Genomic DNA, 14,581 nt, shown 5'->3' on the forward strand with positions numbered 1-14,581 from the left:
CAGACTCAAGATCACGCGGCGGCCGTCCTGTTCCCGCCCGCCTCAGCCATGATCACGAAGTACGGCTGCCGTACTAGCCGTGCCTATCGCCGTTCGGGCCGCTGCGGCTGTCGCGGCGTACCACGCGAGCGTCACGACCTGGGTGCAGCAACCGCTGTCGTGGACCCGACCCTCCGCAGGCTGGCGATGGACCCTCACCAGCCACAACGACACCCGGCATCTGTTCGCAGATGCAGAGATGACCGAAAGTTAGCGGGTCTGTCTGCGGCGCCAGGCGTCCATCTGAAGTCAGGCGACCGATCATCGGGTCGCCGACACGGCCGACATCATGACCTTCGGGGCTCGTCTCCCGGACGCGTCCAGACCCCGCAGACATCCTCAGGAGGCATCCAGCCATGACTCGTCGATACGCCTCCGCCGGTGCCGTCGTCGCGACCGACGACCTCGGCTCTCCTCACATCCTGCTCCTCGATCAGATCCGCAAGACCGGTGAGCGACAAACTGTCGCCCCGAAGGGCCGCCTGGAGCCGGGAGAGTCACCACTTCAAGCAGCCAAGCGAGAGGTAGCCGAGGAAGCCGGCCTGACCGACACGTATTACAGCGCGTACCTCGGGCAGGAGGCGTACACCTTCACCGACAACGACGGCACCCCGGCGGCGAAGACCGTCGACTGGTTTCTCTTCACGACGGCGACCACCGCCACGACGCCGGCCCGAGACGAAGGCTTCGTCCAGGCCCGCTGGCTCGAGGCCTCCGCCGCCCGGCAGGCCGCCAGCCATCCCCAGTTCCAGCAGATGCTGGATCGGGCCTTGGCCGTCATAACCTGGCATGCTGCGCACCCTCTGCCGTTCAGCCGGGGACTCAGTCAACTCGTCGGCGAGGTGGCGGCAGAGGCTCAGGTCGCCATCGCCGGACACCCAGGTGCCGGAATTGGGCTGTGGATCCGCCGCGCGGGGAGACTTCGTAGAGGGCTGGAGCGACGTCGACTTCATCGCCTGGAACCGGCCCCCGACGTCGGCCGCCGCCATGACGCTCCACGAGATCGTCGGCGAAGCGGCCCACCGCCATGGTTGTCGAGCGTCACTGCACCTCGCGGACAACCACGGGGCGATGCCCGTCGCCTCGGTGCGCTATACGACATGAAGATGCAGGCGGTGCTGTGCCGCGTAGGGCTCGACACCGCGGTGATCGCAGGTGCCGCCCCTACTCGCACCGTCACTCCAGAACTGACCGATCCCGCTGGGGACCTTGCCGTACTGCATGAGTTCGCCGTTGCCCGCCTGGCAATGGTCCATCGCACAGGATCGGAGCGCGCCGACCGGCGAGCCGCACCTGGGTAATTACGTCGGTGCGATCTTGCCCGCGCTCGACCTGGCGGACAGCTACGAGTCGATTTACTTCATCGCTGACTATCACGCGCTCACGACGATCCGTGATCCTGCCCTGCTGCGGCACTACACCCGCACCCAATCCCGGAGATTATCGACTGAACTGCGATCGCGGGGTCCTTCAATTTGCGGAAATTCATGAACAGTGAGTACGGCATGAATGCTTAATTACGTTCCATATCAGCCGTAGAGCCTTGAAGCGCGCGGATGCGTTGTCTCCTGCGATCATGCGTCAGGCCCCTTCGGCGACTACCTTCCGGTATTCGGCCTCGCCGTGTACGAGCGTAGTCAGCTCGGCGGCAAGCGCCCGTTGCGCTCGCCGCTCCGCAGGCCGCTGCACCGTCGACGCGGCCAGATCCTCGATCACGTCCCTGGAGCGGAAGCTGTAGTACTTGAGGTACGTGACAACGTCACGTTCGTCGGCGTTCAACCAGAACTGGTAGAAGTCGTAAGGACTCGTCATCGCCGGGTCGAGCCAAACCGCTTGACCCTCGGTCTTGCCGAACTTCGTGCCATCAGCCTTCGTCACCAGCGGGGTTGTGAATGCGTGCACCGGCCCCGCCCCTCGGCGGCGGATGTAGTCCACACCCGCTGAGATGTTTCCCCACTGGTCGGAGCCGCCGAACTGGAGCGAGCAGCCGTAACGCCTGTTGAGTTCGAAGTAGTCGTTCGACTGCAGGAGCTGGTAGCTGAACTCAGTGACACTGATACCCGAATCGAGGCGAGCCTTGACGACCTCGCGGGCCACCATCTTGTTGACAGGGAAGTGCTTGCCGACCTTGCGCAGGAAGTCTAACGCCGGCATTGGGTCGGTCCAGTCCAGGTTACTGACCACCTCGGCGGCGTTGTCGCCCTCGTAGGTAACGAACGGAGCGACCTGAGCACGGATCTTCGCCACCCACTCGGCAACCACCTCAGGTGGGTTTAGCGCCCGCTCGCCAGCCTCCTTTGGGTCACCGATCTGCCCTGTCGCGCCACCAACCAGCAAGAGCGGCCGGTGCCCAGCCCTTTGCAGCCGCCGAGCCGTGTTCAGCTGTACCAGGTGCCAACGTGCAGGCTGGGTGCAGTCGGGTCGAAGCCGACGTAGAAGGTGACCGGGCCTTCATCGAGGTGCTTACACAGACTGTCGAGGTTGGTGGCGTCCCGAATCAGACTGCGCCACTGTAGGTCGTCGATAAGGCTCACGACGCTGGACTCTCCGATCAACAGGGTGATCCGATCCTACCTGCGACCTCACGCGATTCGAATACGCAGAGAGTCCGCCCAAAACACAGAGGGAGTACTTCCCGCCGCGCGGACATCCATCTCTGCAAGCTCTCGACCCATGACGGCTACGACCTGATCCGCAAGCAACGACACCCCCCTCGCGTGGACGCAGGTGGACTGGGACGCATGGAGCTGCGCTACGCCAGTTCCGCGACCTCGGGTTTACGGCGCTACCAAGGGAGCCTTCCCGCTCGGCCCCCATAGCCCCCGGCGGTCTGTGGGACCACCGCGAGATCCAGATGGAGGCCGGCCGGCCCGTTCCCCGTTTCAAGCATCTGTGCCCGGTGGTGGCTCGGATGGCAACTCCGCCAACTGTTCCTGATTGTGGAGCAGCACCCCGAGCCGTGGCCACCGGACCGGCAGGGCGCTCAGATCCCGCTCCGCTCCGATGGCTTCGATGAGGCCGAGCGCGTCGGTGGCCAGGCCGAGTGCGCCGCGTTCTACGACAGCGCCACTCTCCCCCTCTAGGACGGAGTCCATGACCGTCGTCCACTCCGGGGTCAAGACCCAAGACGCGCCCAGGTCTCCGACTGCCGATGCTGGTGGGCCTCCCGGATACCCCGGTAGTTTCGGCCGCCGGACATCATCACAGTCTTCGATTGGGGAGTCGGCCACGTGTCGCACATCGAGAAGGTCACCGCTGAACTCCAGGCCCTGGCGGCAGGCGTCGAGCGCGCGCAGGGTTTGGCAGCCGCGGCCGACAATCAGGCACAGGAGGTGGCCCTGCGAGCCGCGGGCGCTGGCTTCGCCGCGGTGGCGGTGGGCGTAACGCGAGTGCGCAGTGCGATCACCGATATTCAAGGCGGCCTGGGCAGCCTCGGCGGTTCGATCGGCGAGGCAACGAAGGCAACCGCGGCCGTTCCACACGAAGCAACCCCACAAGAAACGATCGCCGGACTGACACCCGTCCACGCGGCGGTAGACAGCGCCCGAGACGCGACGGCAGCGACGATCGCTCAGGTTGGTGAAGCGCAGCGGCTCGTCACCATGATCCTGCAGGGCGGGCAGCCCGGACCCCTGCTACAGGCGCTGGAAAGCATCAAGCAGGTCCTGGTACTCGTAGTCCAGCGCACCAGCACCACTCGACAACTCATCGAAGCCGCGATCACCGAAGCACGGCAGATCGGGTCCTCGGGAAACTGATCGGGGCTGGCAGTCCCAGACCGGCCAGCCCGCCCCCTCTTGCCACCACCAATCCGAACCCGCCGCCTCCCGCCTCCGGCGGCGACGCCTCCGGTGACCGCAACCCCACGCCGTGGAGCCGGCACCCGACCGGCGTCCTCGGCGAGTCACCCACCGGGCCCCGAACCAAAATTACGCCACGGGGGGATCACAGGGTGCAGCGTGCGTTGGAGTTGGAGAACGCGTGTGCCGACACGGTCGCTGGCAAGGGTTACCGCTTGCACCAGAACCCGACCAGGCAGGAGATCGCCGAGGCGCGGCGGAACACGGGCGACGGCGGGAAGCCGGACAAGGAACCGGACTACCTGATCGAAGGCCATGTCTTCGACTGCTACTCGCCAACTCCCGCGAAAGCCACGCGCGGCGTGTGGACGGAAGTGTCGGGGAAGGTGGCCAGCCAGCAGACCCAACGGATCATGCTCAACCTGCAGGACTGGCGTGGCGACCTCGGCGCCCTGCAGAAGCAGTTCGACGATTGGCCCATCCACCACCTCAAAGAACTCACGGCGCTGACCCGCAGCGGTGAGATCATTCAGATCGTCCGACGAGACTGAGAAGGCAGGCAGCACGTGGGTATCGAGTACCGACTGACGCTGGCGGGTGACATCCCGCTGGAACATGTGGCCGAAATCGCGGCTCCTGGGAACGTCGAGGAGTCAACTCTGCCCGGATACCCCCGACTACTCGGCGCCGACCTCGGCGAGGAATCCGGCTACACCGTCAGCGTCTATGCCGGCAGAAACGGTTACTACGACGCCGAGGACGACGACGGCTCCCAATGGGAATGGGAACCAGACACGTACGTCAACATCGTCTTCCACATGCTCAAGGACGACACGTCCGGCAGGGCGGTCCCCGACATGGTCGCGGCCGTCGACCGGCTGCTCGCCAGCAGGCCGGAGGACGCGGCACTGACACTGAACGGTAACTGGCTGCTACTGACCCGAGTCGCAGGAGCCCTTCGAAGGCACCGACCGTCATGGTGGAACAACTACGGCCTCGACCATCGTCCCGCCTGAGCAGAAGCCCGCGAGTGCCGAGCAAGCCGGCGCCGCGGCCGCCGACACAGACCGGCTGCGTACCGAACTGGCCGACCACGCCGAACACGGACGGCTCTGCATCGAGGTGGCCACCGCGCAGACCGGCCTGGCCACGACCCGCGCTGCCAGGCAGAATCGCAAGCGATGACCACCTACGACGAATACCGGGGCCGGCAGCGGCTAGTCGGCCGATACCGACAAAAGATCCGCAGGTACGGCACCCTTGGCGACCCGAAAGAAGCCATGATCGAAGCCAGCCAGGAAGTCTTCGGCGACTTCGGCGACCCCGGCCTGGAGCACTGCTATGCCGGCGTGTACTTTGTCGCCAGCGGCCCCTACATCAAGATTGGTGAGGCCGGCGGCGGCCCGTACGAGCGGATGCGCTCCTTCCACACCGGCAATCCCCACGGCCTAAAGGTGCTGCACGTCATCGCCGAAGACCGCAAGAAGGAACGCAAGCAACTGGAAGATCAGCTCCATGAGCGCTTCGCCTACCTGCGCCTACCTGGCAGCGAATGGTTCCATCCCGGCCCCGAGTTGACGGAGTTCATCGCCTCCAGCTGCGCCAGGGAGTGCTACACCGGACCCTACTCTGACGTTCTTTGGTGCTAACCTCGGTCTTTCATGAGTGATTGATCTTGGTGGGTTGGCTTGCGGTCGGTGGGTTTCTGCGGGTGGGCATGGTGGTTGCCCGGCGCGTGGCCGGGTTCCTCGGTCCTGTTGCAGGGGCTGGGTGTTGGTTCAGGTCAGTGGTCGGGGTAGCGCTGTCAGGTGGTGAAACGCGGTGATGATCTGGTCGGCCCAGGGCCAGTTGTCGGCGATGCGTAGCCAGGTTCGTCGTGCGGTGTGGGCGATCCGGGCTGGGACGTGCAGGAGCCGGTAGCGCAGTTTCTTGGGCTCCGCGCGGGCGAGGTCCTCATGCAGGAGCAGGTTTTGGGTCCAGGCGAGCAGGTCGATACCGGTCAGCGCGAGGTGTAGCCAGGCCTGGTTGATCGTGAAGACCCTCGATGGGAACCGGCCGAAGCCGGTGGTTTTGCCGCAGCGGATGCGGTCCTCGACGCGGGCGTGGGCGCGGTGTCGGGCTTCCAGGAACTGGATGCTGCCGTTCCCGGGTGGGGTGTCGGTGGCTACGACCTGGTGACGCATCCCGTTGATCGTGTCGAACAGTGACAGTTGCGCGCCGGGGTGCGGTCGTTCCCGGCGGGCGATCAGGCGGGTGCCGGGCGGGAAGCCGTGGGTGTCGAGCAGCCCGGTGATCTCGCAGATCTGCGCACCGTCACGCAGGTCCCCGTCGGCGTCGAGCGCGGGGATCCAGTCGGTGGCCTGCTCGATCGCCGTGCGCACCGGCGCGGTGATCGCGGCTCCCACGGAGAATCGGGCGTCGATGCCCTGCTCACGCAACGACCGGATATGGGCGAGGAAGCCGTGGGTGCTGCCGGCACCGTCGGTGCGGATCAGCAACGGGGTGCCATGCCGGTGGGCGTCGGGGATCTGCACCAGGGCCTGATCCAGGACGGTGATGTGATCGGCGGCGGTGTTCGACCCGGCCCGGCCCTCGCGCAGCAGTCCGGACAGAGCTTCGCCGGTGTTGTCCAGGAAACACAGCAGCGGGTGGAAGCCGAAAGTCTTCTTCCACGTCCGCGTCGCCGATTCCTTCTCCGAATGGCAGATGACCAGGGTCGCGTCCATGTCCAGCACCAGCCCGGGAACATTCAAGCCGGCCGCTTTCGCCGCGGGTATCCCGCCGCGGGTCTCACCCATCTGCGCCCACGCGACTTCTCGCGCGGCGGCCCGGGCCTGGCGCAGCCGCGACAACGCCGCCGTGTCGAGGCCGTCCAGGACCCGCCACGCGGTCGCATCCGAGGCCACCGGCCCGAACAAACCAGGCTGATCGCGCAGCACCCCGAGGTCGCTGATGGCCTCACCGCCGGTCGGCCAGCATCACCGCCACATCCACGGCCACCCGCCCCGGTTCATGCACCGGCCGGCGCAGCCGCAACCCGCCCAGCGCATCAGCGAAACCGCTACTCAGACCCGTGACCTCAGCGATATCGGCCAGCAACCGGGTACCGGCGTGACCGACCACGCCGCGACCACCACCAGAGACTGCAAGCTTGGGACGCGTGCCGGTACTCTGCACCTTGAAAGTGCCTTCCGTGCGAGATGATCAGGGCCTTAGACATCCCAGATCTTCCCAGATCAGAAGGCACTTTCGCGTTCCCGGACCACGGCACCGCCCACCCCTACTGAAGGGGCGAGGCTAATGGTGACTGTGGCGTCGGGGTGTACCTCAAGCTGACATCGGCTAAGCGTTGTGGCCTCGGACGAGTTTGTCCTAGGCTCGACCGTTCATGACGCACCTGCCCACCGTGTCGACGTTGCTTAGGTAGCCCGTCACGGTAGCCCGAAGGCGCGGATGGAGTCGGCCTCGACAATCACTGCGTCGAAGGGGTAGTGAGCGAAGGCTTGGGGCAGGACGAAGTGCGTCCAGAGGTGCCGTTGGTCGGCGAGGCCGATGAAGCTGAAGTCCTGCGCGGACTGGCAGGCGCGATAGAGCCTCGCCGACGCGGAGAAAGCCGCAGGGGCAAGCAGCGTGCCGATCTCCATCAGCTCGGGGGAATTCAGCAGGATCTCGCGCGGCACGTACGCCCGGACTCCGCCGCGACCTCGGCCAGCGTCGAAGCCGAGCTGGATTAGGTCCTTCTTGGCGTACCCGAAGGTGAACGCCGCCATCTCGCCGAGGTCGAGCGGGTGCGGATAGCCAGGATGATCGGCGCTCGACAGGAGACCGTTGACCTTGAAGGACAGCGCCCGGTTCAGGATCGTGCGGATCTCGGCGTCGGTATAACTCGCAGCACGCGCGGCACGAGCCAGCCGGACCAGTTCCGGTCCCAGCCGTTCCAACCGTACCTTCGCCATCCGGACCGGACGCAGGATCTGCTTCTTCACGTCGTCGTCCGGAATGTCGAAGGCCGAACGTCGGGCGAGTTCGGCGGTGAGCCAGTCGGTCAGCAACGGCACTCCGACGTGTACAGACTCGATGATCCCGGTCAGGGTGAATGCGACGTCGTCGCCGAGCATCGGGACCCAGTCGGCGACGAACAAGTGCCCGGGGGCCTCGCCGGTTTCCGGGCGGGCGACGACGACGGCCGTCATGTCAGCGGCTGGTGGAGGCTCTGGGGCGGAGGTGTTATCGCTGGATTCGTCTCGCGACGGCCCAGATGGCCGATCGATCGAGTGCATCAACTGGGTGACCCGATTGACGATCTTGTACTTATCCTCCCCGCAGGCCAGCGCCAGCACCAGGGCGACCGCGCGGACATCATCCAGGGCAGCTGGCCCACCCCGGGAGATGATCTGGTGGATCACGTCCTTCTTCGGTGAACCGTCGAGGCGGTCATCGCCGGCAATCCGCTTCTCCAGATCCTCCAGCGCGGGCCTGCCCGCTTTCTCGCGCAGGTCGTAGAGCAGATCGCGGACATCCCGCTGCGGCCCGGCGTCGAGTTCGGGCCGGGCCAGCTTCCGCGGGCGGCGCACCGGGGCGCGCTTGGCGGCCGCCATAGGCGGGCGGGGCACTCGTCGGGACTTGTCGGCATTCATCGCCGACCGATGATGCCCCACCGCCACCAGTCGCGGGCTGCTCGACACCCGTCGGCACTCAGGTCAGCCCTCGCGAGACGGGCCGAGTCTGAATACGCAAGCCGGCGCTGGCTCCGCTTTCGTCTCCGACATCCAGGGAGCATCTGATGACCCGATCCCCGCAGCACCCCCATGGCCGCCAGCCGTGCCGCACCCGGATCACCCTCGCAGTGATCACCGGCGTACTCGCTGGCGCCACTCGCGCTCTGACCGGCTGGCTCCTCGACCACCTGAGCACCGACAACTGACCGGCCCCCGGGCGGGATCCCGCGCTGTACCGACGGGCTGGCGGGATCCTGACCTGGGGGAACGGGGTGCGCGCCCGGGTGTATCACGAACGTTCGTTTCCGGACGCCGTGCCGTGAGTACAACTAAATAAGAGTTGCAGCCATATCTCTAAGAGTGTAACCTTCTGCTAGCCGACCACGGCTAGATGGTCCTAAACTCATTTGGAGATGCAATGATCGTAGTTCACGTCAACAAGACCTGGCCGTTGGTCCAGGAAGGCCGCATGACCCAGGACGACGCCGTGCTGGGGTTCTGGCCGATCGCGGACGAGAAGCTGAAGTTCTGCGACGTTCTCGCGGCCGTCTTCGAGAACAAAGTAGTGGCGACGTACGACATCACCGGGCACAGCAGGGGGGCCGACAAGAAGGTCACCTTCACCGGGTCGCCCTCGACCACCTGGGCGCACCTGATCGACCAGCCCACCCCTGCCGCCCCGTGGGGGCGGCAGGGGGACGCCTGGCCGGTGAAGTACGTCGAGACCGCCGTAGTCGCCGGCGGCGACGTGCTGGTCGAGAAGACCGACTCGGGCAGCCGCGCCGTGCTCGACGACGTGGTGATGATCCTGGGCGAGGACCAGCACATCACGGTCGTGGTCCCCGCCGGCCGATCGATCACGATCCAGACGGCCAAGGCTGCCTGAGCGGATTCGCTCTCACCCGGAAAGGGCTCGCCGAGGCCGGGGAGCCCTTCGGCGTATCGAGACACCTACACGGACGGGTTGTACCCGACGTTGCTCAGGGCTTGCTCCAGCGCAGGATAGCTGTAGTAGTCGCTGGTCCCTTCGATCGCTCGGACATTGGTCAGGAACTCGCCGAACACCGGGGCCCGCGTCGGGCCGAGGTGCGCGGTTCCTTGGAGCAGGTGGACCGCGAGAGTGGTCATCTCGGAGGCTCGACGGCACTGCTCGTTGCTGGACCAGGCGACCAGCACGGTGCGCAGCGTCTCGAGGGTCAGGAACGGGGCATGCTGGACGAGAACCCGGCCAGCCTGTTCGCCGAAGCGAAAGCTCGCCGCCTCCCGAACGAGCTGGATCACCGCAGGCAAGAAGTATGGGTCAGGTCGCGCTCCAGCCACGAACAGGCGCTGCGTCCACGAAAGCATCGCGGACTGGTTCTCCAACATCGGCAGCCACTCGCGTGCGAACGGGCTGCGAACCAATGCGATAGCCGCAGTGATCTCGGCCGGGAGCGGTTCCCACTCCGAGAGAGTGACCGGCACGCGTATCAGGCCCTGCAAGCGGGTAACCAGGGCTTGGTCCACACTACTCCAGAAGAAGTCCTGGTCCCCGAGCCGTACGAGTGCCCGCAGCTGCGCGGCGCCGTCGAGCACCTGGAATCGTTCACTCTGGCCGGCGACCGCCGTACGGACCAGTTCCCGGTCGCGTTGCGCGAAGGCGAGCAACGCCACGGCCATCCGATCGGCGTGCTCGACGGCAGCCATCAGGCCAGCGGGATCGAGTTCGAGTAGCGCGTGCTTGGCGGCGAAGGTGACGATCGTGGAACGGGTCGCGGTGCGGACGCGGTCGAAAAAGGTGGCCTGAATGTGTGGAAGCGTCGACACGAACAACGGGTCGCAGATGTAAGTAGAGAAATCCTCGATTACCTTGCGGCCCTGGGTCGGCGGGTGGGTGAGTAGCGTGGTCAACGCGACGGCCAGGTGGCCGCGGGCGACTTCCGGGCGGGGCTCGTAGACGTCGCCGAGGGCGCGCAGCGACGGGTGTACACACAGATTGCGGTCCTCGCGGATGCGCTCCAGTTCCCGCACGCCGATTGAGTCAATCAGCTCGAACTCACTGGCCTTATCCAGCAGCGTCGCCTCAAGCGCCTGCATGGCCCGCACGCCATCCTTGCTCAACCCCTTGCTCTGGGCCTCGGTCAAGGTCGTGCGGAACGGCACCGCTTGGTTATCGCCGTCGTCGGCCATCCGCACGAGCTTGGTGATGATATCGGCGGTGACCGCCGTCCAAGTCGAGGCGATACATGCACGGGTGGCTCCCGCGTTGTAGCAACGCCACGCCTCCTCGGCTAGCGGCCGGACGTCCGGGCTCCACACCTGCCTGATCAAGGTCTCCACATCGGTCACGCACACCATCTTTGTCTGCCGGCTCAACCGGGCCGGCAGACCCCATCTGGAATCCCATACGATCCAGACCCGCGACTCGACCGCCGCTCTGCCCATGCAACCCGACCTATACTCTCGCCATGACTGCTGCACATCGAAAGGCTCGTGCCGCGTAGACGGCCAGCGGCACTACGTGCCGCTCGACCCCCTCGGCGCCACACACGCGAGTCACGTGCCCATTTTCACGGGATCTCGGGCAAAGTGGCCGCCGACATCGTCCGGCTGGAGCGCCGAGACAACCGACTACGGCCCGGCGGCGTCGGCGAGGCGCTACACACTGGACCGGCATCGCACGCGGTCCGGCAGCCCGCCTTGTGGACGACTTCGGTGAATGCCCCTGTGGCTGCACGCTGGCCCATCGGGAGGTACTGGAGATCGCCCTGCAATCACTACCTCGACGGGCAGCCCGAGAACTGCGCCGCCTCGTGGATGCGACCGACCAGCTCTTCCTGAGTCGAACCCTGCCTAACCTGTGGGCTCATCCTCATGCCCCCTGGTGGGAACAGCGCATGTGACTGCGGATCATCAGGCCGCGCAGAGGAGTTCAGGCATTCGTGCAGGCGACCTCGAACATCGTCGCCTGCTGGACCGGCTCGATGGGGCCGGACTCGGCTGAGGCGGCGCGCACGATCAGCAGTCACCCCTGCCCCGACGGCGTTCACGTTCCTGACCAGCGTCGGCGTTCTGAATACCGGTGGCCAAGGGACGTCTCGTAACTGGGTGAAGGCGTTGGCTGGGGCGGCGCTGTTGGTCAGCCGGTGAGAATGATGTTGTAAAGGTTGGCGATGCCGGAAGCAGGTATCGCTAAGCAGAGCTCTCGTAAATCACTGTGCGCCCGCGCCGGCCCGCCTTGCATAGCCGCATACGTCGTACACCCCCGTAGGGTCGTCCGGTGACCGCGTACGACATCGCCGCCCGACTGCCCGCCATCGACGAGCTACGGAAGCGCTGCAAGGCGCTGGCCGTTCTGGAACGCATCATCGACGGCGGGGCGCCCTACTACGCCTACACCTCCCGCTGGGGCCGGGACGAAGCGGCGCCGATGAGCAACGGCAGCGGCGACGAGTGGACCATCGTATTCACGAGCCACGGCGGGTTCATCCGGGTCTTCGATCATGAGTCGGCGATGTCGCCCTACCGCGACGCAGACCATGAGTTGTGGCCTGGCCTGCTCGACGGCCTCCCCGAGGCGTTCCACCCGCAGGTGGCCGAACCTGCGTTCTGCGACGAAACGGGGCAGTTCTTCGCCACCAGTGTGCTGTGGCGGTTGACCGGAGACGACCGCTGGCGCGCCGGAGAAGGCATCGTCTTCGCGCCGCTGCGGGGGCCGTACGACTTCGGGCCGGATGGCTACTACCTGCTCGACATCCTGCTCGACGACATCGTCGACCGGTTCGTCGAATTCTGCGGCGACTACTACGAGATCCAGGTGGACCCGGCGGCGGTCGCGCACGTCGTCGCGCACCGGCCACTCACCGACGCGGCGGTTCGCGCCCTGAACCCTCAACTCACCGTTGCCCTGGTGCGCGAGGACCTCGCCGAGATCGATTACCCGGTAGCCGCGCCGTAACGATGTCTGTTGGAAGTCTTCGACGCCCGATCGCGACACAATGGCGGTCAGGCGCTGCCACGCCCTGCTGTACGAGGTTGCGGAAGTCCCCTGTCCCACCCTCGCCGTCGTGGATCTGCACCCGGTAGTGTGCCGTGCCCTGTGCGCCGTCACCTGTGTGCTGTGCTGGGCATGCGATGTATGCCGGGGAATCGAACCCCTGCGCCTGCCCTCGGCGCGCCAGGAGTGAGCCGGGTTACCCGCCGGCTCGCGGGTTCGTGCACGCCTCCACGTCGGCTACCTGCTCCGCAACCCTCAGTCCAGCAGCTCCACCTCCCAGTTCGTCCGCTGGATCAGCGTGTCGACCTCGCGAAGCTGCCGGGCGAGGTCGTCGGCCTGTCGGCGCAGCTCGGCCACCGGCAGCGCCGGGATCATTTTCAACTCCGACCGCAGCTGACGATATCCGCGCTGGCCTTCACCCGCGGCGGCGTCCGCCGCCGAGGTGACCACGCTGTGCCGCAGACGAAGCACGTCGCGACGCGCCAGCGCGTCAGTAAGCGTGGCGCCGCCGTCCACGGTGGTTGTAGCGTTGGTGCGATTGATCTGCCGGATCAGCGATTCCAGCTCACCGAGTGCCTCGCCCACCTCGCTCAGGAGAGCCGAGGCGTCTTCCGCAGGGGCCTCGCCCTCCTGGTAGCGGGCACTGGCCGTGATGCGGGCACGGAGTTGTTCGGCGCGTCGCGCCGCGTCCGCGCGCAGCGCCAGGGCCTCAGCAAGCTTCATGGGCACCAGTATGGCCAGCGAAGATCAGCACCGCGCCCCAATTTCTTCCCAGTCCTGTCGACCCTTTGGACGCGACAACGGGGTCGACGTTCGGCCCAAGGAGACGGGGCGAACCGCGTTTGTACCACCGATGGGCCGCTCCCCGGGTGCTCGGACGTCCCCAACCCAGGGCGGACCCACCACGCAACCCCCGGACATCACCCCAAGGTGGGCCGCACACCGCCGCGCGGTACACCGCAACCAGGCCCTGGACCGGCGCGGACACCACGGGACAGCATCGCCGTTACTCGGACGGCAAGCCGAGGCCGCGACGGCAGAAAGCCTTCGTGGCACTTTGTCACACCCTGGGCACTTTTAATCCATAGGTTCAGGGTTCGAGTCCCTGGCGGCCCACCACAAACCTCCTCTGAGCTGCGCGAACGTCGGACGAAGATCATCGGGCACACCCAGGAGACAACTCAGCTCCGATCTTGGTCGGCCAAAGGCTCCGCCCCTCGCTGCCCGCCTCCCGCAGAAGGTAGCCGACCAGGCCACGCGGGCGATCCTTCTTCGGCAGTCACCGCCCCGGGTTGGACCACCTCGGCGACCCCGTAAGCGGCGAAGCTCGCCACGAGCAGGCTGCTCCGGGCAGCCCGAATGATCTCGACAACCACGGAGCTGGTAAGCCGCACCGGCACGGCCGCACTGGTTGGTCCGCTCACTGTCAGCTCGGTGTGCCTCTCCTCCGCGCGCCGGTGCAGGAGGGCGGCGCTGCGCAGGACGAGAGCGACAGCTGAACCAGGGAGGTCGGGTGCCTCGGCTCGCCAGCTCTTCATCAGCCGTTCCAGTGGGTGCCGACAGAGAACCCGGGCCGGGCGCCGATCAGTTCGGCGGCTGTCGCACTGTTGCCGGGCTTGTCCAAGCCCATCAGCACACCGGCCCAGGCGGTGACGTGATCGGCGGGGAGGTTGGTGGCAATGTCGGCGACCACCTCCACGAATCGGTCGTAGCTCATCGGGCGAAGAATCCGGAGCCAGGGCCGTTGAGGGTGTCGACCAGCAGGGCTCGGTCGAGGTAGTGATTGCCCCGCTCGCAGGAGGTCTCGGCGGCGCTCGAATGGCAGAGGGTGGAGGCTAATACATGGATCGATCCATACAGGACAGACGCGGGCTCTACATCGGAAACCAGAATCCGACCGACGGAGAGCATTCGATCGGAAAGCCGACAGACCTGGACCTCGACTGGCCCGTCCTGCGTAGGTTGTCAGGACCGCTCATTGGTGCACCCTTGTCTCACTCGGGCCGATCGGGGTTCGAGTGCACCGGTGACTGTCGGGCCATCGCCCA

14 protein-coding genes and 2 pseudogenes are annotated in these 14,581 nt (G+C 66.2%); 9 read left to right on the forward strand and 7 right to left on the reverse strand.

Translation table 11 applies throughout. The features are described 5' to 3' along the window. The first annotated feature begins 395 nt into the window (after positions 1–395). Together ACLQ24_RS25045 and ACLQ24_RS25050 are read left to right on the forward strand one after the other, a co-directional pair. On the forward strand, positions 396–1,340 hold the full coding sequence (locus ACLQ24_RS25045; RefSeq protein WP_425894155.1) for an NUDIX domain-containing protein: 945 nt from the start codon (positions 396–398) through the stop codon (positions 1,338–1,340). Further along, positions 1,261–1,530, forward strand: coding sequence for a hypothetical protein (locus tag ACLQ24_RS25050; protein WP_425894156.1), 270 nt, complete (start codon positions 1,261–1,263; stop codon positions 1,528–1,530). The genes ACLQ24_RS25045 and ACLQ24_RS25050 overlap by 80 nt, the downstream gene beginning before the upstream one ends. Before the next feature lie 102 nt (positions 1,531–1,632). Here ACLQ24_RS25050 and tyrS read toward each other — a convergent pair. Beyond that, positions 1,633–2,573 (reverse strand): annotated as a pseudogene (gene tyrS, locus ACLQ24_RS25055) (tyrosine--tRNA ligase); the annotation flags it as partial. 348 nt (positions 2,574–2,921) lie between these two features. Beyond that, on the reverse strand, positions 2,922–3,134 hold the full coding sequence (locus ACLQ24_RS25060; protein ID WP_425894157.1) for a hypothetical protein: 213 nt from the start codon (positions 3,132–3,134) through the stop codon (positions 2,922–2,924). 135 nt (positions 3,135–3,269) lie between these two features. Here ACLQ24_RS25060 and ACLQ24_RS25065 point away from each other — a divergent pair, with 135 nt between their 5' ends. From ACLQ24_RS25065 to ACLQ24_RS25080, 4 genes are all read left to right on the forward strand, one after another. Continuing rightward, positions 3,270–3,797 (forward strand): DUF6244 family protein, encoded by a 528-nt coding sequence (locus ACLQ24_RS25065; RefSeq protein ID WP_425894158.1) that lies wholly within the window; start codon positions 3,270–3,272, stop codon positions 3,795–3,797. Between the two features lie 194 nt (positions 3,798–3,991). After that, positions 3,992–4,390 carry a hypothetical protein gene (locus ACLQ24_RS25070; RefSeq protein WP_357484345.1) on the forward strand — a complete coding sequence of 133 codons (399 nt, stop codon included), beginning with the start codon at positions 3,992–3,994 and terminating at the stop codon, positions 4,388–4,390. A 15-nt stretch (positions 4,391–4,405) separates the two neighbouring features. Beyond that, positions 4,406–4,855 (forward strand): SitI3 family protein, encoded by a 450-nt coding sequence (locus ACLQ24_RS25075; protein WP_272614701.1) that lies wholly within the window; start codon positions 4,406–4,408, stop codon positions 4,853–4,855. 165 nt (positions 4,856–5,020) lie between these two features. After that, positions 5,021–5,488 carry a GIY-YIG nuclease family protein gene (locus ACLQ24_RS25080; RefSeq protein WP_425894159.1) on the forward strand — a complete coding sequence of 156 codons (468 nt, stop codon included), beginning with the start codon at positions 5,021–5,023 and terminating at the stop codon, positions 5,486–5,488. A gap of 129 nt (positions 5,489–5,617) precedes the next feature. On the opposite strand, the pseudogene ACLQ24_RS25085 reads toward ACLQ24_RS25080, so the two are convergent. Both ACLQ24_RS25085 and ACLQ24_RS25090 read right to left on the reverse strand, forming a co-directional pair. Continuing rightward, positions 5,618–7,016: pseudogene (locus ACLQ24_RS25085) on the reverse strand (IS1380 family transposase). Between the two features lie 254 nt (positions 7,017–7,270). After that, entirely contained in the window at positions 7,271–8,437 is a 1,167-nt protein-coding gene (locus tag ACLQ24_RS25090) for a hypothetical protein (protein WP_425894160.1), read from the reverse strand. A gap of 185 nt (positions 8,438–8,622) precedes the next feature. Here ACLQ24_RS25090 and ACLQ24_RS25095 point away from each other — a divergent pair, with 185 nt between their 5' ends. Continuing rightward, positions 8,623–8,763, forward strand: coding sequence for a hypothetical protein (locus ACLQ24_RS25095; RefSeq protein WP_425894161.1), 141 nt, complete (start codon positions 8,623–8,625; stop codon positions 8,761–8,763). Between the two features lie 212 nt (positions 8,764–8,975). Further along, the gene (locus ACLQ24_RS25100; protein ID WP_425894162.1) at positions 8,976–9,443 is read left to right on the forward strand and encodes a hypothetical protein; all 468 of its coding nucleotides are present in this window, start codon (positions 8,976–8,978) and stop codon (positions 9,441–9,443) included. 65 nt (positions 9,444–9,508) lie between these two features. On the opposite strand, the gene ACLQ24_RS25105 is transcribed toward ACLQ24_RS25100, so the two are convergent. Continuing rightward, positions 9,509–10,885 (reverse strand): hypothetical protein, encoded by a 1,377-nt coding sequence (locus tag ACLQ24_RS25105; RefSeq protein ID WP_425894164.1) that lies wholly within the window; start codon positions 10,883–10,885, stop codon positions 9,509–9,511. A gap of 931 nt (positions 10,886–11,816) precedes the next feature. On the opposite strand from ACLQ24_RS25105, the gene ACLQ24_RS25110 reads away from it, so the two are divergent. Then, positions 11,817–12,494 (forward strand): hypothetical protein, encoded by a 678-nt coding sequence (locus ACLQ24_RS25110; protein ID WP_425894166.1) that lies wholly within the window; start codon positions 11,817–11,819, stop codon positions 12,492–12,494. Positions 12,495–12,788: 294 nt separating this feature from the next. On the opposite strand, the gene ACLQ24_RS25115 is transcribed toward ACLQ24_RS25110, so the two are convergent. Both ACLQ24_RS25115 and ACLQ24_RS25120 read right to left on the reverse strand, forming a co-directional pair. Further along, the gene (locus ACLQ24_RS25115; RefSeq protein ID WP_425894167.1) at positions 12,789–13,256 is read right to left on the reverse strand and encodes a DIP1984 family protein; all 468 of its coding nucleotides are present in this window, start codon (positions 13,254–13,256) and stop codon (positions 12,789–12,791) included. 814 nt (positions 13,257–14,070) lie between these two features. Continuing rightward, positions 14,071–14,250: a hypothetical protein gene (locus ACLQ24_RS25120; protein ID WP_425894168.1), complete on the reverse strand. Its 180-nt coding sequence runs from the start codon at positions 14,248–14,250 to the stop codon at positions 14,071–14,073. Positions 14,251–14,581 lie beyond the last annotated feature (331 nt).

The organism is Micromonospora sp. DT4 (assembly GCF_049841675.1).
GTDB lineage: Bacteria > Actinomycetota > Actinomycetes > Mycobacteriales > Micromonosporaceae > Micromonospora.